This window comes from Patulibacter ginsengiterrae, assembly GCF_056269115.1.
The window spans coordinates 66,983-90,292 of record NZ_JBWDOG010000008.1 but is presented as its reverse complement, the minus strand read 5'-3'; the positions used below and the strand labels follow the sequence as shown (position 1 = coordinate 90,292).

Genomic DNA, 23,310 nt, shown 5'->3' with positions numbered 1-23,310 from the left:
CGCTTGACCGGACTCACGCTAGCAAAGAGAGTCGCTTGAAACGACCCATGCTAGGATCGGGAACGTGCTGCGCCGTGAGTACGACACCCAGGTCTGCTCGATCGCCCGTTCGCTGGAGGTCGTCGGCGAGCGCTGGTCGCTGCTCGTCCTGCGCAGCGTGCTGCTCGGCGTCCACCGCTTCGACGACCTCCAGGAATCGCTGGGGATCACCCGCAGCGTGCTGACCGCGCGCCTCCGCCACCTGGTCGACGAGGGCGTGCTCGAACGGCGCCCCTACCAGGATCGCCCGACGCGCTACGAGTACCACGCGACCGCGAAGGGGCTCGAGCTGTGGCCGGTCCTCGCCCACCTGCTGCGGTGGGGCGACCGCCACTACCCGGAGCCGGAGGGGCCGCCGCGGCTGATGCTCCACCGCGACTGCGGCGGGCAACCCGACGACCACCTCCTCTGCGACCGCTGCGGCGCACCGCTCAGCGCCCGCGACATGCGCACCGAGCGCGGCCCCGCGCTGATCGCCCGCGGCCTCGACTAGCCGGGCCGGGCCGCCGGGTCCTGGCCTGCGGAGACCCCGCCCGTCGTCCGGGCGCCCCGACCGACCGGCCCCGAGCCTGGCGACGGTCGGTGGTCCGACGAAGGCCTATCGTCCGGTGCCGGAGCGAGCGCCTGTCGCGCCAGCCCCGTCGGCGACAGCACCCCGCGGAAGATCGCCAGCGCCTCGGCACGCTCGTCTGGCGTGCGGTGCCCGTCGAGGACCGTCACCGCCGGCCCGGCCAGATCCTCCAGGGCGCGGACGCAGCGGTAGTAGGTCAGGCGGGCCGGAACCACGTCGGCCGGGCCGTAGCCGGCGAAGAACCACGCCTGCTGCTGGGGGCCGACCGGGGCGGAGTACAGCACCCCGCCGAGCACGAACAGCAGGTCGCGCTCGCGCGGGGCGAGCACGACGTCGTCCCAGTCGATCAACGTCACCCGTCCCTCCGGCCCGGCCAGCAGGTTGCCGCGGTGCGGATCCCCGTGGCAGACCACCCGCGGGCCCGGGTCGACCCGGAGCTGCCGGCCGAGCTCGTCCGCCCGTTCCAGCAGGGCCCCGATCCTGCCCGACGCCGCACGCCACTCGTCGACGAACGCGCGACCGACGGGATCGGTCGCTGCACCGGCGGACACCGCAGCGACGCGGGCCTCGAGCGCCCGGAGCGCCGCCACCTCGCGCTCGTGGCGGTGCTCCTCCCGCGGGAGGACCTGCTCCAGCGCGGCGTCGACCGGGATCGCGTGCGCCCGGGCCAGGAGCTCGCCGTAGGCCCTCCACTGCTCGGCGGTCAGCGCGCCGTCGAGCGCGCCGTCACCGTCGATCCACGGCAGCAGCGACAGCCGGCGACCGTCGCGCTCGCTCCACCGGCGCCCGCCGCGGGTCGGCAGCGGGGCCGCCACCCCGGGGACCCCGTGCTCCGCCAGCCGGGCCGCGACCAGCAGCCCCGCGGGCGTGCCACCGCCACTCCACTTGACGGCGTAGCGCGCCCCGTCGGAGCCGGCCGCCCGCCAGACGTCGGCCGCCTCGTCCGCGCCCTCCGCAACCCGTTCGAGCACGGTCAGCGTGACGCCGAAGTCCTCCCCGACCCACTTCCGCAGGCGTTCCCCGGTCGTCATCCGTCGCTCAGGCCGGGCCGTCGGCCGCCTCGCGCGCCGGTGCCGACGGCGGGCGGTACGCGAGCTGGTGGCGCATCTTGTCGCGGAGATCGGCGAAGCGGATCGTCTCGTAGACGATCAGGCCGACGAGCAGCGCGACGACGATCGCCAGGGTCGCCAGCGCCGGCAGCTCGAGCGCCAGCGGCAACAGCGCCAGCAGCACCGCCGCGACGAGCAGCCGGTGAGCGCTGAAGCGGTGGACGTTGCGCCAGCGGAAGGCGACGTGCGCGAGCAGGTACAGGGCGCTCCCACCGAGCAGCGCGAACGCGGGCACGAGCTTCAGCGGGTCGTCGACGTGGCCGAGCGTCTTCTTCAGCCCGAGCGCCAGCAGCACGATCCCCGCCACCATCGGCAGGTGCAGGTAGGAGAACGAGTCGCGGGCGATCGCGTTGCGCTCGCGTCCGGCGGCAGCGTGCTCCAGCCGCCGCTCGGCGACCAGTGCGACGACGTCGAAGTACATCCACCAGAGGCAGGCCGCGACCACCATCCCGAGCACCGCCGCGGTCACGACCCCGGCGTCGACGTGGTGCTCGGCGCCGACCCCGATCGCGACGATCGACTCGCCGAGCGCGATGATCACGATCAGTCCGTGGCGCTCCGCGAAGTGGCCGGGCACCAGCTTCCAGCCTTCGACGCCGAAGAAGTAGGGCCCGGCCATGTCCAGCAGCAGCGCCAGCGCGAACAGCGCCCCCTGGAGCAGCCCGTCGGTGAACGACGCCGCGACCAGCAGGCCGACGCCGACCGCGGTGCTGCCGGCGAGCCCGATCACCGACGAGCGGAGATCGGCGTCCTCGCGGCTGGCGAGCACGAAGAGCGCGATGTGCGCCAGCCGCACGACCAGCAGGGCCAGCGCGAAGAGCAAGCCGAGGCGGCCGAAGACCTCGGGCACGCAGAGCGCGCAGACCAGCAGCCCGGCCATCGCGGCGAACATCGCCAGCCGGACGCCGCCCTCCTCCGGGTCGACCACGCTGGTCAGCCAGGCGTAGCCGACCCACGCCCACCAGAGCACCCCGAGCACCAGCAGCCCGCGCGCCAGCCCCGCCCACGACGGGTCGGCCGCCATCAACGCCGTGCACTGGGTCAGGGCGAGCACCAGGACGAGGTCGAAGAACAGCTCCAGCGGCGTGACCCGCGCCTCCTCACCGCGCAGCACGGCGCCGATCCGCGGGGTGTGCGACGGCGACGACGTGCTCACGCCCGGGATCCTCGCAACCGGATCGGCGGCGCGCGGCCTACATCCGGAACAGCGGCCGCTCGACCGGCTCCAACGGCGCGTTGGCGCAGGCGTCGAGCGCGAGGCCGAGCACCCGGCGGGTGTCGCGCGGATCGATCACGCCGTCGTCCCAGAGCCGGGCGGTCGCGTAGATCGGGTTGCCCTGCTCCTCGAACTGGCCGCGGAGGCCGTCGGCCATCGCCTCGCGCTCGTCGTCGGGGAACTCGATCCCGCGGGCGCTCAGCTGCTGGTCGCGAACGGTCGTCAGCACGGTCGCGGCCTGCTCGCCGCCCATCACCGAGATCCGCGCGTTCGGCCACATCCACATGAACCGCGGCGAGTAGGCCCGGCCGCACATCCCGTAGTTGCCGGCGCCGTACGAGCCGCCGATCACCACGGTCAGCTTCGGGACCCGCGCGCAGGCGACCGCGGCGACCATCTTCGCACCGTCCTTGGCGATCCCGCCCGCCTCGTACTCCTTGCCGACCATGAAGCCGGCGACGTTCTGGAGGAACAGCAGCGGGATCCCGCGCTCGTCACAGAGCTCGATGAAGTGCGCGGCCTTGAGCGCGCTCTCGCGGAAGAGGATCCCCTGGTTGGCGAGGATCCCGACCGGGTGGCCCATCACGTGCGCGAAGCCGCAGACGATCGTCTCGCCGAACAGCGGCTTGAACTCGTGGAAGCGGCTGCCGTCGACGATCCGGCTGATCGCTTCGCGAACCTCGTAGGGCTCGCGCGGATCGACGGGAACGACGTCGAGCAGCCCGTCCGGATCCTGGGCGGGCGGCTCGGGCGTGCGCAGCGCCCACGGCGCCGCCGGCAGCGTGCCGCCCCCGAAGCCCTCGCCGGTCGTGTCGCCCGGACGATCGACGGCCGTCCCGCCGAGCGGGCCCGACGTCGAGGCCACGTGGTGGACGCCGCCGCGACCCGGCGGGAGCGTGTCGACGATCCGCCGGACCAGCTGGAGCGCGTGCTCGTCGTCCTCGGCCAGGTGGTCGACCACGCCCGAGGTGCGGGCGTGCAGGTCGCCGCCGCCCAGCTCCTCGGCGCTGACCTCCTCGCCGGTCGCCGCCTTCACCAGCGGCGGGCCGCCGAGGAAGATCGTGCCCTGCTGCTTGACGATCACCGTCTCGTCGCTCATCGCGGGCACGTAGGCCCCACCGGCGGTGCACGAGCCCATCACGGCCGCGATCTGGGCGATCCCCGCCCGCGACAGCCGCGCCTGGTTGTAGAAGATCCGCCCGAAGTGCTCCCTGTCGGGGAAGACCTCGTCCTGCTTCGGCAGGAAGGCGCCGCCGGAGTCGACGAGGTAGACGCACGGCAGCCGGTTCTCCAGCGCCACCTCCTGCGCCCGCAGGTGCTTCTTGACGCTCAGCGGGTAGTACGTGCCGCCCTTGACGGTCGCGTCGTTGGCGACGATCAGGACCTCGCGGCCGTGGATCCGACCGATCCCGGCGATCAGCCCCGCCGCCGGGACGTCGTCGTCGTAGACGTCCTCGGCGCAGAGCGGAGCCAGCTCCAGGAACGGGCTGAAGGGATCGACGAGACGGTCGATCCGCTCGCGCGGAAGCAGCTTGCCGCGGTCGACGTGGCGGTTCCGTGCCCGCTCGCCGCCACCGCCGGCGACCCGCTCCAACCGCTGCTGGAGGTCCGCGATCAGGGCCAGATGGCGGTCGCGGTTGCTGGGGGCCGCGGGCTCGCCGGTCGTCCCGTCGGCCCGCTGCTCGCTGTCGGTCGTCATGCCGTCTCCCCGTCCTGCTCGACGGCGGCCAGGACCTGGCCGCGCTCCACGTGCTCGCCGACGGCCACGTGGACCGCCTCGACGACGCCGTCGTGCGGCGCCGTGATCTCCAACTCCATCTTCATCGACTCCACCACGAGCACCGCGGCGCCCGCGGCGACCCGGGTCCCGGGCGTCGCCACGACCGCGATCACGACGCCCGGCAGCGGGGCGGCGAGGCCGCCGGCGCCCTGGGCGCTGGCGGCGGCCGTCTCGGGCGCGTCGCGCCACGACCAGGTGCCGCCGGGGCCGTGCAGCCACAGCCACTCCCCCGCCCGCGCCGCGCGCCAGCGGGCCCGGACCGCGTCGGGCCGCTCGACCACGGCCGCGGTCGCGTCGACGGCGACCTCCAGCCCGTCGGCGACGACCCGTGCCGTCAGGGTCGTGGTCGCGTCGTCGGGGTCGAGCAGCCGCAACTGGGTCGCGGCGGGCCGCCCCTGACGCCAGCCGTCGCGGTCGCCGAAGGCGGTCCCGTCGGCCGCGCCGGCCAGCTCGTGGTGGCGCCAGACCGCGGCCGCACGTGCGGCTCCGGCCACCGCGTCGGCGGTCGGCGCGGCGAGGCCCGGGGCCTCTGCCGGGTCGGCCAGCAGCCGCTCGACCAACGTCGTCGTCTGGACGCCCTCGCGGACCTCCGCCCGGTCGAGCAGCCGCCGCAGGAAGCTGGCGTTGGTCTCGACCCCGAGCACGACCAGCTCGGCCAGCGCGCGGTCGAGCCGCTCGCGGGCCTGGGCCCGGTCGCGGCCGTAGGCGATCACCTTCAGCAGCATCGGGTCGAACGCCGTCGTGACCACGCTGCCGGCGGCGATCCCGCTGTCGACCCGGACCCCGACCCCGGTCGGCTCGGCGTAGGCCACCACCGGACCGGTCGCGGGCAGGAACTGGATCGCGATCGGGTCGGCCTGGTCGCCGTCGGAGGCCGTCGGCGGGAGCACCTTGACCGCGATCCGCTCGGCGCAGATCCGCGCCTCGATCGCGTGCCCGCGTGGCCCGTGGCCCGCGTCGGTCTCCAGCTCGAGGTCGAGCGCCTCGCCCTCGGCGATCCGCAGCTGCAGCTCGACCAGGTCGAGGCGGTGGACCAGCTCGGTGACCGGGTGCTCGACCTGGAGCCGGGCGTTCATCTCCAGGAAGTAGAAGCGCTCGCCGCCGCCGTCGCCCGCGGCGTCGACGAGGAACTCGACCGTGCCGAGGTTGCGGTAGCCGGCCGCGACGGCCAGCCGGACTGCCGCCTCGTGGAGCGCGGTCCGTCCCGCGTCGCTCAGGCCCGGGGCCGGCGACTCCTCGATCAGCTTCTGGTGCCGGCGCTGGAGGCTGCACTCGCGCTCGCCGATCGCCCAGGCTCCCCCGTGCGCGTCGACCGCGACCTGGACCTCGACGTGGCGGGCCGGCTCGACGAGCCGCTCGACCAGCAGCTCGGAGCGTCCGAACGCGGCCTGGGCCTCGCGCCGGGCCGCCTCGACCGCGGCCGGGATCGCGGCCGCGTCGTCGACCCGCCGCATCCCCTTTCCGCCGCCGCCGGCCGAGGCCTTCAGCAGCAGCGGCAGGCCGACCTCGGCCGCGAACGCGGTGATCTGGTCGGCGTCGACGTCGGCGCCTTCGAGGCCCGGGACGACCGGGACGCCGGCCTCGGCCGCGGTCTGCTTCGAGGCGATCTTGTCGCCCAGCAGCTCGATCGCCTCGGGCGACGGGCCGATCCAGGTCACGCCCGCCTCGCGGAAGGCCGCGGCGGCGTCGGCCCGCTCGGCGAGGAAGCCGTAGCCGGGATGGACGGCATCGCTGCCGGTCTGGCCCGCGATCGCGACCAGCTGGACGATGTCGAGGTACGGCGAGCGCTCGCCGTCGGCGACCAGCGGCACCGCGTGGTCGCAGGCCCGTACGTGCGGCGCGTCGGCGTCGGCCGGCGCGTAGACCGCGACCGACTCGATCCCGAGCCGCCGCAGCGTGCCCGCGATCCGGACGGCGATCTCGCCGCGGTTGGCGATCAGGACGCGATCGATCGGCATCAGCGCGCTCCGCCGTCGCGGACGTCGGCATCGGCCGGGTCGCGCTCGGCCGCCGGACGCCAGTCGATCTCGCCCGCGAGCAGGCTGTGGGAGCCGAGCGGTCGGCCCAGCACCCGCTGGACCGCGCGGCTGGCGTCGAGCAGGGCGCCGACGTCGACGCCGGTCGTCAGGCCCATCTCGTGGAGCATCACGAGCAGATCCTCGGTCGCGATGTTGCCGGTCGCCCCGGCCGGGACCGGGCAGCCGCCGAGCTCGCCGAAGCTGGACTCGAACGAGCGGCAGCCGGCGTCGAGCGCGCCGAGCACGTTGGCCAGGCCGAGCCCGCGGGTGTTGTGGAAGTGACCGGTCAGCTGGAGCTCGTCGTCCCCCCCGCCCCCGAGCGCCTCGCGAGCCGCGACGAAGAACTCGCGGACCTGGCGCGGGTTGGCCATCCCGGTGGTGTCGCCGAAGCCGATCTCGACCGCGCCCGCGTCACGCAGCGCGCCGGCGATCTCGAAGACCCGCTCCGGGGGCACGACGCCCTCGAACGGGCAGCCGAACGAGGTGCTGATCACGGCGACCCGTCGCAGGCCCGCCTCGCCGGCCCGCGTGAGGACCCGCTCGAGCCCGTCGAGCGACTCCGCGATCGAGCGGTTGACGTTCTTGCGGTTGTGGGTCTCCGACGCCGACAGGAAGACGCTGACCTCCTCGAACCGGTCGCGCAGCTCGAGCGCGTGGTCGAGGCCCCGCTCGTTGGGGATCAGGACCGAGCGGCTGACGCCCGCCGGCACGTCGATCCGGCGCAGGACCTCGGCCGCGTCGGCGAGCTGCGGGATCACGTCGGCGCGGACGAACGAGGTGACCTCCAGCCGCCGCAGGCCGGTCCGGGCGAGCCGGTCGATCAGCGCGACCTTGTCGTCGGTCGAGATCGTCTCGGGCTCGTTCTGGAAGCCGTCGCGCGGCCCGACCTCTCGGATCAGGACCGATCCGTTCACGCCCACCGGCTGGTCGTCGTTCGCTCGCTGCTGCATCGCTCGGCCCTCGCTCTCAGGCCAGGACGCCGCGCGAGATGACCATCTGCTGGACCTCGTCGGTGCCCTCGCCGATCGTCAGGATCTTGGCGTCGCGGTAGAACCGGCAGACGGGGTACTCCTCCATGTAGCCGTAGCCGCCGTGGATCTGGACGGCCTCCTCGGCGCAGCGGACGGCCAGCCGGCCGGTCTTGTACTTCGCCTGGGCGGCGGTGAGGCTGAAGTTGCGGCCCTGGTCCTTCAGCCAGGCGGCCTTGTAGGTCAGCAGCCGGGCGGCCTCGATCTCGGTCGCCATGTCGGCGATCTTGGTCTGGATCGCGCCGAAGCTGGCGATCGGCTTGCCGAACGCCTGCCGCTGCTTGGCGTAGGCGACCGCCTCGTCGAGCGCGCCCTGGGCGAGCCCCAGCCCCATCGCCGCGACGCCGATCCGGCCGCCGTCGAGGATCTGCATGAACTGCTTGAAGCCGGCCCCTCGCGGCCCCAGCAGGTGCTCCTCCGGGACCTTGCAGTCGGCGAAGCTGAGCGGACGGGTGTCGGAGGCGTTCCAGCCCATCTTGCGGTACGGCTCGCCGGGCTCGTAGCCGGGGGTGCCGTTCTCGACGATCAGGTTGGAGATCTCCTTACGGCCCCCAGGCAGCTCGCCCGTGACCGCGGTGATCGCGACGTGGCCGCTGATGTCGGTGCCGGAGTTGGTGATGAACTGCTTGGTGCCGTCGATCGTCCACTCGCCGTCGGCCAGCGTGGCACGGGTCTTGACGTTGCCGGCGTCACTGCCGGCCTCCGGCTCGGTCAGGCCGAACGCCCCGAGCTTGCGGCCGGCGCAGAGGTCGGGCATGTAGCGCTCGCGCTGCTCGTCGCTGCCGAAGAGGTAGACCGGCTGGGTGCCGAGCGAGGTGTGGGCGCACATCGTGATCGCCACCGACGAGTCGATCCGGGCCAGCTCCTCGACCGCCACCGTGTACTGGAGGGTGGTCCCGCCGGAGCCGCCCAGCTCCTCCGGGAACGGGATCCCCATCAGGCCGAGCTCGCCCATCTTGGCCGTCAGCTCGTAGGGGAAGGACTTGGTGCGGTCCAGCTCCTCGGCGACCGGGGCGACCTCGTTCACGGCAAAGTCGCGGACCATCCGCTGCAGATCGCGCACGTCTTCGGGCAGGTCAAGCTCCATGACTTGCGTTATACCGAACGAACGGTCTAAATTGCAAGGGGGCGCGTCTCTCGCCCCCCCCTGGAACCAGACCGATGGCCGACCCGCCCAAGAGCCCGCCCCTCCGTCAGCGCTACGACTCCCGCCAGCGTGAGGTGATCGACGCCTGCGCGCGGGCGTTCGCCGAGCGCGGCTACCACGGGACCTCGATCGACGACCTCGTCGCCGCGACCGGCCTCGCCCGCGGCGGCCTCTACCACTACATCGGCTCCAAGCAGGCGGCGCTCTCGCGGATCCTCACCGACCTGATGGGGCCGCTGCTGGAGCGGGCCGAGCCGATCGCGGCCGATCGCTCGCTCCCCGCCGAGCAGCGGCTGCGGGCGATCACCCGGATCTGGATGGAGCACGTCGAGGGCCACCGCGACTACGTGATGGTCTTCCAGCAGGAGCGACACACGATCGAGCGCGAGCCGATCTGGCACGACGTCCGCCGCGACCGCGACGCGTTCGAGCGGCTGCTGACCGGGATCCTCCGCGACGGCGTCGAGCGCGGCGAGTTCGTGGTCGAGGACCCCGGCCTCAGCGCGCTCGCGCTGCTCGGCATGGTCAACCACTCCGCGACCTGGTTCCGCCCCGGCGGCCGGCTCAGCGCGGAGCAGGTCGCCGACGGCTTCTGCGACCTGCTGCTGAGCGGGATCCGGCCGCGCTAGGTCCCGGCCGACGCGCCGCCGCGACTCAGCCGCGGAACTCCGCCGGTCGCTCGGGGCCGGTGTCGGCCAGCGTCTGCCGCAACGCGTCGGCGTCGAGCTCGGCGCCGTAGCTCGGGGTCCCCGGCTGCTGGCGCCACGACTCGGCCAGGCTGCCCGCGTCGACCGGGTCGAAGCCGAGCTCGGCGACCAGCGCGAGGACCTTGGCCTTCGCCGCCTCGTCGTCGCCCGCGACCGGGATCGCGAAGCGGGGGCCGTCGGGCTCCCCGACGTCGAGGATCTTCTGGGCGTAGACCCCGTTGAAGGCCTTGACCACGGTCTTCCCGAGCTGCTCGGCGACCCAGACGCTCTCGGGCGTGCCGTCCTCGATCGCGTCGATCCGCCCGTCGCGCTGCTGCGGGTAGTAGTTGTTGGTGTCGATCACCGCCGCGCCCTCGGCGGCCCCGTCGAGGATCCCGTCGGGCAGCTCCGGGAGCTTGGCCAGCGGGATCGTGACGACCACGATCTCGGCGCCGTTGGCCGCCTCGGTCGCGGGGACCGCGGTCGCCCCGGTCTCGGCCACGAGGTCGGCGAGCGTCTCCGGCCCGCGCGAGTTGGCGACCTTCACGTCATGGCCCAGCGCGGTCAGGCGACGGGCGAGGTTGCCGCCGATGTTGCCGGCGCCGATGATCCCGATCTTGGTCACGGTGCTGCTCCCGAAGTCGCGGATCCGCCGCCCGTCGGTGGGCGACGCGACCCGTGACGGTTGTACCGCAGGCGCAGGCCCCCCCTTTGCGGACAGGCGATCGGGGCGACCCGGCCCCGCTCAGCCCTCGGCCAGCAGGCCCGCTCGGCGGGCCGCCGTCAGCGGCACGTAGGCGTCGCTCTCGACGTCGAGGGCCCAGGCCCGCGCCGGCCGGCGGAGCTTCGGCAGGCCCGCCCGCCGCAGTGGTCCGGTCATCGGCCGGTACCAGGTGGTGACCGGGATCTCGTCGACGACGTGGACGATGTCCGGCCGCCGCTGCGGCTCGATCGTCGACAGCGCCGCGGAGACGTCGACCGGGGTCAGCTCGCGCCCGTCGCGGAGCGTCACCGCCGCGACCGAGACCGGCGTCCCGGTCGGCCCCTCGACCGCGTAGGCGACCGCCAGGTCGACCGACGGCAGCCCGCCGAGCGCGTCCTCGATCGGGAACGCGTAGACGACCCCGTGCGGCGTCCGGACCGCCGCCTGGGCGTGGTCGACCAACCACCAGTCGCCCTGCTCGTCGCTGCGGAAGAGGTCGCCCGTCACGTGCCAGGCGTCGCCACGAGCGAAGACCCCGCGCAGCGGCGTCCCCGGCGCGACCTCGACGGCGGTCCGGACCTGGGCCAGCAGCATCCCGACCTCACCCTCGACCGCCGGCAGGACGAAGCCGTCGGGTCCCTCCAGCAGGCTGCCGGCGTCGGCGTCCCAGGCCGCCAGGCGGACCTCGGCGCTGCCGGGCAGCCGGCGGCCCTTCGCACCGGGCGTCGAGCGGACGTTGGCGAGCACGGCGTCGCCCTCGGTCGAGGCGTAGAACTCCAGCACCCGCGCCCGTCGGGTGCCGCCACCGTCGCTGCCCCCGAAGCGATCCTGGACCCGCAGCCACAGGCCCCGCGGCATCCCCGAGCCGATGAAGAGCCGGACCGGGTGGTGCTGCTCGGCGGGGTCGCGCGGGGCCTCGACCAGGTCCCGCAGCTGGGTCCAGGTGTAGGAGACGACGGTCACGCCGTAGCGGCGGACCTCCTCCCAGAAGGTGCTGACCTCGAACTGGCGCGCGAGCGCGATCCGCGCCCCGCTCGCGACGGCCCCACCGAGGCCCATCAGCAGCCCCGAGGGGTGGTGCAGCGGGGTCACGGCGTAGACCGTGTCGGCCGGCGAGAGCGACGCCGAGGTCGCGGTCCCGAAGGCGGAGAGCGCCCAGCGGTGGTTGGTGATCCGCTTGGCCCGGATCCGCTCGCCCTCGCCCGAGAAGACGACGAACGCGAGGTCGGCCGCGCGACCGGCGTTCGGCCGGTACCAGGCGGGGACGTGGACCTCGTCCGGGTCGATCCGCTCCATGTCGATCACGCTCGGACCGAGGTCGCGCGGGTCGGCGCCACCGCCGAGCACCAGCACGTCGACGTCGAGCGCCGCCGCGGCCGCCGTGGCCTGCTCGGGATCGGCGATCACGCACTCGACCTCGCCGAGCTCGGCCTCGCGCACGAGGTCGCCGTCGGGCCGCATCAGGACCGCGACCGCCCCGAGCCGGCTGAGCGCCGCGACGACCGCGAAGCCGCTCGGGCGGGTCTCCATCAGGACGCCGATGTGCTGGCCCTGGCGGACGCCGAGGCTGATCAGGCCGCGGACGATGCTGTCGATCCGGTGCTTGGCCGCGCCGTGGGTGTGGGCCCGGTCCTCGAACAGGAAGAGCACGTCGTCGGGCGCCCGCCGGGCCTGCTCATCGAGCAGCAGGCCGAGCGAGATCCGCGTGTGCTGCTGGATCTGCTCGAGCCGGAACATCCGTGGGAGCTGGGCGACCGCCTCGCTGGCAAGGCCGAGCATGCTCCGCGAGGAGCGGCGGAGGTTGCGGGCGACGGACCGGGCCATGCCGGCCCCGGCGACCGCGGCCAGCTCGACGCTGGCCCCGACCGACGGCCCGGAGGCGAGCTCGCGCCGGCCGTCGCCGATGATCGGGCGCATGACCTCCGGCGCGTCCGCCTCGCCCTCGACCCAGTGGGCCCAGCTCGCGACCGACGGCCAGGTGATCTCGCCCGCGGACGAGCCGACGACCATCCCGAAGTGCCCGGTCGGGACCGGGATCTCGTAGGTCGCCGCACGCGGTGCGGCCCGCTCGATCGCCCGCACCGACTCGGGCCGTCCGAGCTGGTCGAAGTCGCCGACGAAGGCGAGCACCGGGCAGGTCAGGTCGGCCAGCGTGACCAGCCGGCCCTCGATCACGAAGCCGCCGGAGACCATCCGGTTGTGGACCACGAACTGCTGGAGCAGCTCGGAGATCGCCGGCCCCGACCAGGCGACGAAGCCCTCGCCCTGGAGGAACCGGCGCTGGCCCTCGCGCGGGAGCAGCGCGTCGCGGTCGCCGAGCCGCATCAGGAAGTCGATCCGCTGGCGCAGGGTCTTGACCGGATCGAGCATCCGGAAGGCCGCGCTGCTCGCCCACGCCGGCAGCGCGCGGTTGGCGAACATGTAGTCGGCGAGGAAGTTCGCGAGCTGGCCGGCGAACGCGCCGGGCACGCCGAGCGGGAGCCCGTTGGCGAGGTCGACCGGGCTGCCGAAGGTGATGATGCTGGCCAGGCCGGCGCTGCGGCGGTAGGCGCCCGCCTGGTAGCAGAACATCCCACCCTGGGAGTAGCCGGTCAGGTGGACGTCGCGACCGGTGATCTCGCGCACGCGGTCGATCGCGTCGCTGACCGCCAGCACGTGGTCGGTGAGCGTCCGCTCGAGGCCGCCCTCCTCGTGCTCGGGGGCGCCGAAGTCGACGACCCAGGCGTCGATCCCGTGCGCGTGCAGGTCGGTCACGGCGCTGGCCTGCGGCGAGACGTCGTAGACCTCGGCCGCGAGCATCATCGGCGGCACCAGCAGCACGACCGGGCGGCCGTGCGGACGCCGTTCCCCACCCGCGCCCTCGGGATCCGTCCCCTCGTGCTCGGCGACCGCGTCGGGGAAGTAGCGCCGCAGGCGGTAGACGCGCTGCTCGCTGACGACCTCGTAGGGCGCGGGCTGGTCGCCGGTCTCGAGGCCCCCGAGCAGCAGGACCTCGAGCGCGTTCTGGGCGACGGCGCCGAGCCGGTTGGTGTGTCGCGAGACCGCGCGGGGCAGCATGTTCATGCGCGGGTGCGGGCCGAGGTCGGTGGGCCCGCCGTGTGGGGGTTCGTCGTGCGCACGCAGGCAGCCTATGTGGTTCGGGGATCCGATCCCCTCGATCGACTTCGACGATCGTCCGGGTCGGCTCGCGAGGACCGATGCTACCGTAAGTAGCAAATGTACCCGCACCTGCTCGCCCCGCTCGACCTGGGCTTCACCCGCCTGCGCAACCGGGTCGTGATGGGCTCGATCCACACCGGGCTCGAGGATCGCGCGCGCGACACCGACCGGCTCGCCGCCTACTTCGCCGAGCGAGCGCGCGGCGGCGCCGGCCTGATCGTGACCGGCGGCTACTCCCCCAACCGGGCCGGCTGGCTGCTGCCGCTGGCCGCCGAGCTGTCGTCCGAGCGGGCCGCCCGGCGTCACCGCCGGATCACCGCCGCCGTCCACGCCGAGGGCGGCAAGATCGCGCTCCAGATCCTCCACGCCGGGCGCTACGCCTACCACCCGTTCTCGGCCTCGGCCTCCGCGGTCAAGGCGCCGATCAACCCGTTCTCGCCGCGCGCGCTGAGCGCCGAACGCGTCGAGCGGACGATCGAGGACTTCGCGCGGACCGCCGTGCTCGCCCGCGAGGCCGGCTACGACGGGGTCGAGATCATGGGCTCCGAGGGCTACCTGATCAACCAGTTCCTCGCCCCGCGCACCAACCACCGGACCGACGCCTGGGGCGGGACCCCCGAGCGCCGCCGCCGGTTCGCGGTCGAGATCGTCCGCCGCACGCGCGAGGCGGTCGGCCCCGACTTCATCCTCGTCTACCGGATCTCGTTGCTGGACCTCGTCCCCGACGGGCAGAGCTGGGACGAGGTGGTCGCGCTCGCACGCGAGGTCGAGGCCGCCGGCGCGACGATCCTCAACAGCGGGATCGGCTGGCACGAGGCGCGGGTCCCGACGATCGTGACCTCGGTCCCGCGCGGGGCGTTCACCTGGGCCACCGCCAAGCTGCGGCCGGAGGTCGGGATCCCGATCGTCGCCAGCAACCGGATCAACGCCCCCGACCAGGCCGAGGCGATCCTCGCCCGCGGCGACGCCGACATGGTCTCGCTGGCGCGGCCGTTCCTCGCCGACCCGGAGTGGGTCGACAAGGCCGCCACCGGGCGCGCCGACGAGATCAACACCTGCATCGCCTGCAACCAGGCCTGTCTCGACCACACCTTCAAGCACCAGACCGCGACCTGCCTGGTCAACCCGCGGGCCGCCCACGAGACCAAGATGCCGATCCGCCTGACGCGGCGGCCGCGGTCGGTCGCCGTCGTCGGGGCCGGCCCGGCCGGGCTCGCCTGCGCGACGATGCTCGCCCAGCGCGGGCACCGCGTCGACCTGTTCGACGCCGCCGACGAGATCGGCGGCCAGTTCAACCTGGCCAAGCAGGTCCCCGGCAAGGAGGAGTTCCACGAGACGCTGCGGTACTTCGACCGCCGGATCGAGCGGACCGGCGTGCACCTCCGGCTCGGGGTCGAGGTCGACGCGGACGCGCTCGTCGCCGGGGGCTACGAGGAGATCGTCGTCGCCACCGGCGTGACCCCGCGGACGCCGGCGATCCCCGGCCTCGATCACCCGAAGGTCCTCTCCTACGTCGACGTGCTGCGGGGTGCGCCGGTCGGTCGACGGGTCGCCGTGATCGGCGCCGGCGGGATCGGCTTCGACGTCAGCGAGTTCCTCGTCGAGTCCGCCTCGCCGACGCTCGACCTGCCCGCCTGGGAGCGCGCCTGGGGCGTCACCGATCCCGACCGCGCCCGCGGCGGCGTGATCGCCCCGCGGGTCTCCCCCGCCGACCGCGAGGTGATCCTGCTCCAGCGCAAGACGAGCAAGCTCGGCGCCGGGCTCGGCAAGACCTCCGGATGGGTCCACCGGGCCACGCTCCAGCACAAGCGGGTCGAGATGCTCGGCGGGGTCGGCTACGAGCGGATCGACGACGACGGCCTGCGGATCACCGTCGCCGGCCCCGACGGCCCGACCGTCCGGACCCTCGACGTCGACCACGTCGTGCTCTGCGCCGGCCAGGAGTCGCGCCGGGACCTCCACGACCGACTCGTCGCCGCCGGCCGGCCCGTCCACCTGATCGGCGGTGCCGCCGTCGCCGCCGAGCTCGACGCCAAGCGGGCGATCCGTCAGGGGACCGAGCTGGCGCTCGCGCTCTGAGTCCGGAGCCGCGGCCCGGATCGGCCGTTCCCCGGGCCGTCCCAGATCGGTCTCGGCGGCGCCGCCGAGACCGATCTGGGACTGGTCTGGTACTGGCAGATCTGCGCTTGCGACCTACCGTAGGAGCAATGCTTGACAAGCCGTCACGCCGCCTCCACCGGAAGCTCGAGGCCACCGGCGTCCAGGCCTTCGCGGTCGTCGCCGCGGTCGGCCGGCGCGGGGTGACCGTCGGCCGTGGCAACGCCGCGATAGCCAGCGGAAGCGAGGTCGCCGTCGAACTGCGGCTGCGCGTCGAGCCCCGCGACGAGCCGGACTTCGAGCTCGACGCCCGGCTGCGGTTCAGTCCGTTCGCGCTCCCCCGCGTCGGGCAGCGACTCGCGGTCGTCTTCGACCCCCGCGACCACGAGCAGCTGATCCTCGACCCGGCCGCGCTCGGTGGCACCACCTTGATGTCCGGCGGCGGCGAGCTCGGCGCGGTCCTCAGCAGCGTGCGGGCCACGCGGGCCGGCGCCGACGGCGACCGCTACGCGATGTCCGACCAGCTCCGCGCACGACTCGGGTCGAGCGCACGGGTCGTCGAGGCCGCGAGCAGCCCGGCGCCGCCCGAGGACCCGCTGCAACTGCTGGCCAAGCTCACCGCCCTGCGCGACCGCGGCGTCCTCACCGACGCGGAGTTCGAGGCCCAGAAGCGGCGGATCGTCGGCTGAGCGACGCCCGTCGGGCCGGTCGGCGGACCGTGTTCGCGCCGTCAGCGCGAGAGATGCTCGGCGATCCGCTCGGTCGCCATCCGCAGCCGCCGGAAGTACGCCGAGCGGCTGACGTGCAGCTCCTCGGCGGCCAGCTCGTGGGAGCCGACCGGCTCCAGGTACCCGAGCACGAGCACCGCCCGCAGCAGTCGCTCGTCCTCGCTGGTCCCGAACGCCTCGTCGACCGCCCGCACCAGCAGCGCGCGCACGAAGGCCGCCCGCTCGGTGGTCTCCGTCCCCTCCGCCAGCGGGCTCTGCGCGAGCCGGTGCGGGACCTGCAGCTCGCGGAGCGCGGCCCGCACGGCCTCGGCCGCGACCGGCGGCGCCGGCGCGGCGAGCCCGTCCAGCCCGAGCTCGCGGTAGACCACGTCGCGCTGGGCGCCGAGCAACCCGCCGGATCCGTAGTCCAGCCGGAAGCACCGAACGGGACTGCCGGGCCCACCGGCGTCGAGCTCGGGCAGGTGCTCGGCCCCCAGCGCCCGCACGAACGCTCGGGCGGCCGGCAGCCGAACCTCGACCGGCAGGTACGCGTAGCGCGGGTTCTCCAGCCCCGACCGGAGGATCCCCGAGAGCCCCAGCATCGCCTGGACCGGGGCCTCGCCGTCATCGGTGAAGTCGATCGCGTCGCGCCAGACCACCGACGGGCACCCGCTCTCCAGCGCGTGCTCCAGCCAGCGCCCGACGACGGGATCGCGGAAGGCGAAGGCGGGGGCGTTGGCCGAGGACATCGCCGTCGCGTAGCCGCAGACCTGCTCGTCGCCGTCGCGGACGACGCAGATCCGCTCGGGCGCCTCCGCGAACCAGCGGTCGGTGCCGTCCCACCAGCGGCCACGACCGACCGCTTCGAGCCGGCCGGCGACCGCGGCGGCGTCGCCCTCCCGGACCCCGTCGACCCGGTAGCGCTCGCTGCCGTCCCAGCCGTAGCCCCAGCGGATCGCCGGATCGAGGACCAGGTGCGCTAGGTCGATCGTCAGCGACAGACGGCCGGCGAGCGCCCGCGCGTGCAGCGCGTCGGCGATCCGCCGACGCAGCTCGCGCTCGTGCTCGGGGTCGCGCCGTCGGAGGTCCGCGAGCGCCGCCCGCCCGGTCAGCTCGTGGAGGGTCACGCCGTCGCCGCGCGGCTCGGCGAACGTCCGGCGGGCGAGCGCGGCGAAGTCAGCGGCGGCGTCGCGCTCGGGCAGGACCGCGGCGAGCAGCTCGACGGTCGTGACCCGCGCGATCGCGGCGACGCCGAGCACCGACCGCTGCCCGGGGTCGAGCTCGGCCGCCAGCAGCGAGCGCACGAGCCGGTCGACCACGGCGTCGTCGTGCTGCGCGTCGGGCACGAATCGGCGGCCGGCCCGGACGGCGTCGGCCGCCAGCGCCAGCGCCAGCGGCGAGCCCGCCGCCCAGCGGACGATCTCGGTCGCCCGTTCCGCGTCGACGACGCCGTGCAGGTCGAGCAGCGTCGCCGCCTCGGCCGGCGCCAGCGGTCCCAGGCCGAGCTCGATCGCCACGTGCTCCCAGCCGTCGCGGAACCAGGCCGCCTCCGGGGCGCGGCGCGCCGCGATCACCACCACCGCGTCGGCGCTGAACGTCGGCAGGACCGCCGCCCGCAGGTAGTGCCCGAGCGCGTACATCGCGTCGTAGCCGTCGATCAGGACCAGGGGCCGGGCCGCCTTCCGGGCTCCGCCGATCGCGTCCTCGAGCGCATCGGGAACCGGCTCGAGCTCGCGGCCGTCGATCCGGAACGTCTCCCGCCCGCGGGCGACGGCGCGACGCTCCAGCTCCCGCAGCAGCGTGCTCTTGCCGATCCCGCCGGGACCGTGGACGAGCACCACGCTGGCCGGCGGGTCGTCGCCGAGCAGCCCCTCGAGCACCTCCAGCTCGCTGGTCCGGCCAACGAAGCGCCGGGCATCGCGAGCCGCGACGCGTCCGCCCAGCGTGTCGTTCATGGTCGCGAGGCTATCGCGCCGGCCCCGCGCCCCCCGGGCGTGAGCGTGCAGCGTCCACTTCGACCCCCGGAAGATCCGCTCGCGTCGGCCCCGGAACCGACCCGCGCGTCCGGCCCGCACGGTCCCGCCGCCGTCCCACCCTGGTCGGGACCAGCCTGGCACTGACGTGCGGACCGGCCAGCCGTAGCGTGCGGGACATGTCCAGTCCAAGCATCAGTCGCGTCCTGCTCACCCCCGTCCTCCTCTCCGCCGTGCTCGCGCTCGGCGCCTGCGGCGGTGACGACGAAGCCGACGCCGTCCGGCAGCAGGGGACCGAGTTGCAGCAGCAGGGCAAGGACGTCCAGAAGGCGGCCGAGCAGGCGGCCGAGGACGTCAAGGCCGGCCGCAAGACCACGGAGCAGGTCAACGAGGAGCTCGCGAAGAAGACCAAGGCGCTGGAGGACAAGGCGAAGGACACCGCCTCGAAGGCGATCGACGCGGCCAAGGCCCAGGGCAACGTCCCGGACGAGGCCCAGAAGGCGCTCGACGACGCCAAGAAGCAGATCGAGACCGCGCCCTAGGCGACCGGGTGCGCCCGAGCCTGATCATCGTCGCGGTCGCCGCGCTGGCGGCCGCCCCCGCGTCGAGTGCTCCCGCCGCCGCGGCGGACCGCCCCCTCGCAGCCAGGTCCACGAGCGGGGATCCGGGCCCCGCGGCGCCGGGCCTTCCGCTGCCTCCGGCCGCCTGCGCGACGCCGCTCGTGCACGGCAACCCGCTCGACGCGGGAAGCGATCTCCATCTCAGCCCGGCTCCCGACCACTTCCAGCCCGGGGTCGGCGACGACCTGGCCCAGACCTTCGTCTTCGGCGAGGGCGGCGACGACTGCCTGCGCGGCAGCCCCGCCTATGACCGGCTGGACGGCGGGACCGGCGACGACCGGCTCGTCGGCGGGGCCCGCTCCGACACGCTCCTCGGGGGCCCGGGCGACGACACCCTGCTCACCGGAGACGAGACCGAGGGTCCTGCGCTCTCCGGGCTCGAGGCGATCCGGGGCGGCCCCGGGAACGACACCGCGCTCCCCGGTCCCGGCCACACCGGGATCGCCCTCGGCCCGGGCGACGACCGGGTGATCGGGACCGACGGCAGCGCGGGAACGATCGACTGCGGGTCCGGCGACGACACCGTCCTCGCCGACGCGGACGACCGCCTGACCGGCTGCGAGCACGTCCGGCGCCGGCCGCCGCTGCGGGTCCGCGTCCGACTCCTCGACGGGGGCGCGACGCTCCGACTGCGGGCGCCGTGGGGAGTCCGTGCCGGCGGCGACCTGCTCGGCTGGCGCGCGACGCTGACCCCGCCCCGATCGGGCTGCGCCCGTCTGCGAACGGCGGACGTCTCCCGCGGGCGCCGGGTCGTGCTCCGCCTGCGCCCCGCGCGCGGCACCCCTGCCTGCGCCGGCCGCTGGCGGGCCCGGATCGAGGCCGTCTTCGCCGACGATCCGGGGGCGGAGTGCGACGGCGGCGACTGCGGCGTCGCCGTGGCCGTCGTCGTGCCGCGGGTCAGCTTCGTGCTGCTCCGGCGACGGTGACGCTCGAGCGGCCCTCCGGCGACGGGAGGGCCGCGTCAGGGCCCGACCGCCGCGTCAGGGCCCGACCCGACCCCTTGCGTGGCGCGCCTCAGCCCTCCCGGTGGACCTCGGCGTCGGCCGGCGCCGCGACCCCGGTCTCGCGCGCGCTGACGGCGTCGCGGACCCAGCCGGCGACGGTCGCCGGATCGAGCACCGGGATCCAGTGCGACGCGTCCGCCCGGCGCACCCACAGCTCGGGCATCCGGCCCGGCAGGTCGGCGTAGAGGCGCGGGTCGATGTAGCGGTCGCGGAGGGTGATCCCGACCTGGACCAGCGGCACCTCGACGCGCTCGTAGCGGGGCCGCAGCAGCCGCGGCAGCATGTTGCGGCGGTAGAGCTTGATCCCGTCGATCCCGTCCTGGGTGATCGTCGCCGCGGGATGCCCGGCGGGCGGCGCCGTGCCCTCGCTGCGCTCGAAGGCCTTCGCCCAGCGGCGCCCGAGCCCGAGCCGCCACAGCAGCGGAGCGAGCAGCGGCAGGTGGAAGGAGAGGATGTACCAGGACTTGGTCAGCTGCTTGAGCTCCTCGCGCCAGTCGTAGCCGTCGGACTTGCGCAGCCGCTTCATCGCGTGCGCGCTGAGGTCGAGGCTCGGCCCGGCGACCGCCGTGTACGAGGCCAGGCGGGCCGCGACCGTCGGCCGGGCGACCGACTCCCACGACTGGATCGCGCCCCAGTCGTGCCCGACGAGGTGCACGCGGCCCCCGGGCGCCGTCGCGTCGATCACCGCCAGCAGGTCGTCGGAGAGCTGGGTCAGGCTGTAGCTGCGGACCCGCGCCGGGCGATCGCTGGCGCCGGCCCCACGGACGTCGTAGGTGACGACGTGGTGGTCCGCCCGCAGCTGCGCGACGACCCCGTCCCACAGCTCCGAGGTGTCGGGGTAGCCGTGGACGAGCACGACGGTCGGCGTCTTCGGGCCGCGCTCGCCGTACTCGCGGACGGCCAGGCCGGTGCCGTCGCTCGCGGTCACGCGGTGGCGCCGTTCGCTGGTGGTGGTCGGCTCGGTGGTGGGCATCGTCGTCCTCGTGATCGGTCGGAGCAGGCGGCCCGAGCGGCCGTCCCCCCTCAGGCTACGGCACCGTAGCCGGACAAGCTCGGGTCAGCGCGACAGCAGCTCTTCGATGTAGGGCCGCATCAGGTTCGCGACGCCCTCGGCGGTGGTGCTCGTCGACGCCACCGGCAGGACCACGTAGCTGAGCCCGAGCCGGACGATGCACTCGGCGAGGAAGTCGGCCTCGGCGGCCGCCACCACCGGCCAGGTCTCGGCGACGATCCCCGCCAGCCGGTCGGTCGCGTGGCGCAGCAACGGGGCCCCCTGCGAGGTCACCAGCGGCAGCAGGTCCTCGCGCCCGTCCTCGCGGGTGACGGCCGAGACGAGCGGATCCTCGGCCGCGGCGGTCAGGAAGACCCCGAGCGCCGCGGTCAGGGCGGCGGCCGGGTCGTCGGCGCGTTCGCGGATCGCGACGTCGACCGCGGCCAGGAACTCGTCGACCTCGTGCATCACCAGCGCCTGGGTCAGCGCCGGTCGCGAGCCGAACTCGTTGTAGACCGTCTGCCGGCTGACCCCCGCCTGGGTCGCGATCGCCGCCATCGTGACCGCCTTCCAGGGACGGTCCGCGGCCAGATCGCGGGCCGCCTCGAGCAGCGTCCGACGCAGCAGCGAGCGCGAGGCTTCGGCGTAGGACGAGGAGGCGCCGGTACTCATGCCGTGGACGCTAGCCGTCGCGAGCCGGCGGGGTCGTCTTCCCCGTCTCCCCGGCCCCCGCCACGCCGACCGGCTCGAAGTCGACCTTGTCGCGGACCCCGCAGTCCGGGCAGGCCCAGTCGTCGGGAACCGCCGACCACGGCGTGCCGGCCGGGAAGCCCTCGCGGGGGTTCCCGGTCGTCTCGTCGTAGACGTACTCGCAGATCGGGCAGCGGTAGGCGCTCACCGGACCGCCTCCAGCGTCGCCTCGCTCGCGGCCGCCTCGTCCTGCGCCGCCGCCGCCGCGAAGGCCGCGGCCCCGGCCAGCGCCGCCGGCGTGCCCGGCCCGTAGCGCCGCATGATCCGCGCGCGCTTGCGCGGGTGGACGTTGGCGCGGGTGACGTCACCGCCGTAGTGCGCGAGCACGCGGGGGTCCATCACGCGCCGCCAGACCGGCGGGAAGACCGCCGCCAGGATCATCGTCGCGTAGCCCGAGGGCAGCTGCGGCGCCTCCTCGAAGTGACGCAGGGCCTGGTACCGGCGGGTCGGGTGCGCGTGGTGATCGCTGTGGCGCTGGAGGTGGTAGAGGAAGACGTTCGAGGCGACGTTGTTGCTGTTCCAGCTGTGCTCGGGGCGGGTCCGCTCGTAGCGGCCGTCCTCGCGCTTCTGGCGAACGAGCCCGTAGTGCTCGAGGTAGTTGACGACCTCCAGCAGCGAGAACCCGAAGACCGCCTGGAGCAGCAGGTAGGGGATGACCTCCGGCCCGAAGCCGACGATCAGCGCCGCGAACAGGACGACGGTCATCGCCCAGGCGTTGAGCACGTCGTTCTTCAGCGTCCAGGGGCTCGACTCGAGCCGCTTGAAGCGCTCGCGCTCGAGGTGCCAGGCGGAGGTCAGGCTGCCGCTGACGGTACGCGGGAGGAAGGCCCAGAAGCTCTGCCCGAGCCGCGAGCTGGCGGGATCGTCGGGGGTCGCGACGCGCACGTGGTGGCCGCGGTTGTGCTCGATGAAGAAATGCCCGTAGCCGGTCTGGGCGAGCGCGACCTTGCTCAGCCAACGCTCCATGCTGTCGCGCTTGTGCCCGAGCTCGTGGGCGGTGTTGATCGCGATCCCGCTGACGCAGCCGATCGTGATCGCCAGGCCGATGCTCTCGACCACCGAGAGGTTGCCGGAGGACCACAGCCAGCAGGCGAGGATCAGCGATCCGTACTGGAGCGGCAGGTAGGCGTACGTGCACCAGCGGTAGTAGCGGTCCTGCTCCAACCAGGCGAGCACGCGGTCGGGCGGGTTCTCGGCGTCGGCACCGATCACCCAGTCGAGCAGCGGCATCAGGCCGAACACCAGCAGCGGCCCGAGCCACCAGAAGACCCCGAGGCCGGTGGCCTCGACCAGCCCCCAGGCGATGAACGGCCCCGCGGGGATGATCAGCCCCAGCAGCCACGCGTAGCGCTTGCTGTCGGTCCAGGCTGGCGCGTCGACCTCGCCGCCGTGGTCGTGGTGCTCGTGGGTGCCGCCTGTCGCCGCTGCGCTGCTCATCTGAGCTCCTCGGGCTCGCTTTTACATTTCGCGTCGCTATGTCGAACGACTCGACACAAGCTAGCGGAGATGTAAAGCGCCGTGGGATGTTCTTCGCAAACCCGACCACAGACACCCGGTCGACGCCTCGACACACATCGCCGTTCAGCGGGGCGGCCCTGGGGCATGGAACTCATCCATCTCGACCCGGACCCAGCCCCCAGACACCCGCGCTCGAACAGGCGTCCAAAAGATTTATGTAGCCCGAAGAGCGTGTCAGTAACGGGGGTTTGCGC

At 74.2% G+C, this 23,310-nt stretch carries 19 protein-coding genes; 6 read left to right on the top strand and 13 right to left on the bottom strand.

The annotated features are described in order from the left end of the window. The first annotated feature begins 64 nt into the window (after nucleotides 1-64). Nucleotides 65-532 carry a winged helix-turn-helix transcriptional regulator gene (locus tag ACVUH9_RS12750; protein WP_475757454.1) on the top strand — a complete coding sequence of 156 codons (468 nt, stop codon included), beginning with the start codon at nucleotides 65-67 and terminating at the stop codon, nucleotides 530-532. Here the strand turns inward: ACVUH9_RS12750 and ACVUH9_RS12745 are convergent. Genes ACVUH9_RS12745 through ACVUH9_RS12720 form a run of 6 tightly spaced genes read right to left on the bottom strand, consistent with a single transcriptional unit; the run spans nucleotide 529 to nucleotide 8,848 of the window. Then, the gene (locus tag ACVUH9_RS12745) at nucleotides 529-1,641 is read right to left on the bottom strand and encodes a phosphotransferase enzyme family protein (protein ID WP_475757452.1); all 1,113 of its coding nucleotides are present in this window, start codon (nucleotides 1,639-1,641) and stop codon (nucleotides 529-531) included. The genes ACVUH9_RS12750 and ACVUH9_RS12745 overlap by 4 nt on opposite strands. A gap of 7 nt (nucleotides 1,642-1,648) precedes the next feature. Further along, the gene (locus tag ACVUH9_RS12740) at nucleotides 1,649-2,875 is read right to left on the bottom strand and encodes a low temperature requirement protein A (RefSeq protein ID WP_475757450.1); all 1,227 of its coding nucleotides are present in this window, start codon (nucleotides 2,873-2,875) and stop codon (nucleotides 1,649-1,651) included. Nucleotides 2,876-2,912: 37 nt separating this feature from the next. Beyond that, complete coding sequence (locus tag ACVUH9_RS12735; RefSeq protein WP_475757448.1) at nucleotides 2,913-4,634, bottom strand: carboxyl transferase domain-containing protein; 1,722 nt, start codon at nucleotides 4,632-4,634, stop codon at nucleotides 2,913-2,915. Beyond that, entirely contained in the window at nucleotides 4,631-6,673 is a 2,043-nt protein-coding gene (locus tag ACVUH9_RS12730) for an acetyl/propionyl/methylcrotonyl-CoA carboxylase subunit alpha (protein WP_475757446.1), read from the bottom strand. Before ACVUH9_RS12730 ends, ACVUH9_RS12735 begins: the two co-directional genes overlap by 4 nt. Beyond that, nucleotides 6,673-7,683 carry a hydroxymethylglutaryl-CoA lyase gene (locus ACVUH9_RS12725; protein ID WP_475757444.1) on the bottom strand — a complete coding sequence of 337 codons (1,011 nt, stop codon included), beginning with the start codon at nucleotides 7,681-7,683 and terminating at the stop codon, nucleotides 6,673-6,675. Before ACVUH9_RS12725 ends, ACVUH9_RS12730 begins: the two co-directional genes overlap by 1 nt. A 16-nt stretch (nucleotides 7,684-7,699) precedes the next feature. Continuing rightward, entirely contained in the window at nucleotides 7,700-8,848 is a 1,149-nt protein-coding gene (locus ACVUH9_RS12720) for an acyl-CoA dehydrogenase family protein (protein ID WP_475757442.1), read from the bottom strand. Nucleotides 8,849-8,922: 74 nt separating this feature from the next. Between ACVUH9_RS12720 and ACVUH9_RS12715 the strand changes: the two genes are divergently transcribed. Next, the gene (locus ACVUH9_RS12715) at nucleotides 8,923-9,537 is read left to right on the top strand and encodes a TetR/AcrR family transcriptional regulator (protein ID WP_475757440.1); all 615 of its coding nucleotides are present in this window, start codon (nucleotides 8,923-8,925) and stop codon (nucleotides 9,535-9,537) included. A gap of 25 nt (nucleotides 9,538-9,562) precedes the next feature. Here ACVUH9_RS12715 and ACVUH9_RS12710 read toward each other — a convergent pair whose 3' ends face one another. Further along, a complete protein-coding gene (locus ACVUH9_RS12710) occupies nucleotides 9,563-10,219 on the bottom strand; it encodes an NADPH-dependent F420 reductase (RefSeq protein WP_475757438.1) in 657 nt (218 codons plus the stop codon). A gap of 120 nt (nucleotides 10,220-10,339) precedes the next feature. Then, entirely contained in the window at nucleotides 10,340-13,360 is a 3,021-nt protein-coding gene (locus ACVUH9_RS12705; RefSeq protein WP_475757436.1) for an AMP-binding protein, read from the bottom strand. 153 nt (nucleotides 13,361-13,513) lie between these two features. On the opposite strand from ACVUH9_RS12705, the gene ACVUH9_RS12700 reads away from it, so the two are divergent. Continuing rightward, nucleotides 13,514-15,535, top strand: coding sequence for an FAD-dependent oxidoreductase (locus ACVUH9_RS12700; protein ID WP_475757435.1), 2,022 nt, complete (start codon nucleotides 13,514-13,516; stop codon nucleotides 15,533-15,535). 128 nt (nucleotides 15,536-15,663) lie between these two features. Further along, nucleotides 15,664-16,242 carry an SHOCT domain-containing protein gene (locus ACVUH9_RS12695; RefSeq protein ID WP_475757433.1) on the top strand — a complete coding sequence of 193 codons (579 nt, stop codon included), beginning with the start codon at nucleotides 15,664-15,666 and terminating at the stop codon, nucleotides 16,240-16,242. Nucleotides 16,243-16,283: 41 nt separating this feature from the next. Here the strand turns inward: ACVUH9_RS12695 and ACVUH9_RS12690 are convergent, their stop codons facing one another. Then, the gene (locus ACVUH9_RS12690) at nucleotides 16,284-18,215 is read right to left on the bottom strand and encodes a hypothetical protein (RefSeq protein ID WP_475757431.1); all 1,932 of its coding nucleotides are present in this window, start codon (nucleotides 18,213-18,215) and stop codon (nucleotides 16,284-16,286) included. Between the two features lie 197 nt (nucleotides 18,216-18,412). Here ACVUH9_RS12690 and ACVUH9_RS12685 point away from each other — a divergent pair, with 197 nt between their 5' ends. Then, the gene (locus tag ACVUH9_RS12685; RefSeq protein ID WP_475757429.1) at nucleotides 18,413-18,775 is read left to right on the top strand and encodes a hypothetical protein; all 363 of its coding nucleotides are present in this window, start codon (nucleotides 18,413-18,415) and stop codon (nucleotides 18,773-18,775) included. Nucleotides 18,776-18,783: 8 nt separating this feature from the next. Continuing rightward, on the top strand, nucleotides 18,784-19,779 hold the full coding sequence (locus tag ACVUH9_RS12680) for a calcium-binding protein (RefSeq protein ID WP_475757427.1): 996 nt from the start codon (nucleotides 18,784-18,786) through the stop codon (nucleotides 19,777-19,779). 88 nt (nucleotides 19,780-19,867) lie between these two features. Here ACVUH9_RS12680 and ACVUH9_RS12675 read toward each other — a convergent pair whose 3' ends face one another. The 4 genes from ACVUH9_RS12675 to ACVUH9_RS12660 all read right to left on the bottom strand — a co-directional run bounded on the left by ACVUH9_RS12675 (nucleotide 19,868) and on the right by ACVUH9_RS12660 (nucleotide 23,035). Further along, nucleotides 19,868-20,830, bottom strand: a complete 963-nt coding sequence (locus ACVUH9_RS12675) for an alpha/beta fold hydrolase (RefSeq protein WP_475757426.1) — start codon at nucleotides 20,828-20,830, stop codon at nucleotides 19,868-19,870. 84 nt (nucleotides 20,831-20,914) lie between these two features. Continuing rightward, a complete protein-coding gene (locus ACVUH9_RS12670; RefSeq protein ID WP_475757424.1) occupies nucleotides 20,915-21,520 on the bottom strand; it encodes a TetR/AcrR family transcriptional regulator in 606 nt (201 codons plus the stop codon). Nucleotides 21,521-21,530: 10 nt separating this feature from the next. Beyond that, entirely contained in the window at nucleotides 21,531-21,746 is a 216-nt protein-coding gene (locus ACVUH9_RS12665) for a rubredoxin (protein WP_475757422.1), read from the bottom strand. After that, a complete protein-coding gene (locus ACVUH9_RS12660) occupies nucleotides 21,743-23,035 on the bottom strand; it encodes an alkane 1-monooxygenase (RefSeq protein WP_475757421.1) in 1,293 nt (430 codons plus the stop codon). The genes ACVUH9_RS12665 and ACVUH9_RS12660 overlap by 4 nt, the downstream gene beginning before the upstream one ends. Nucleotides 23,036-23,310 lie beyond the last annotated feature (275 nt).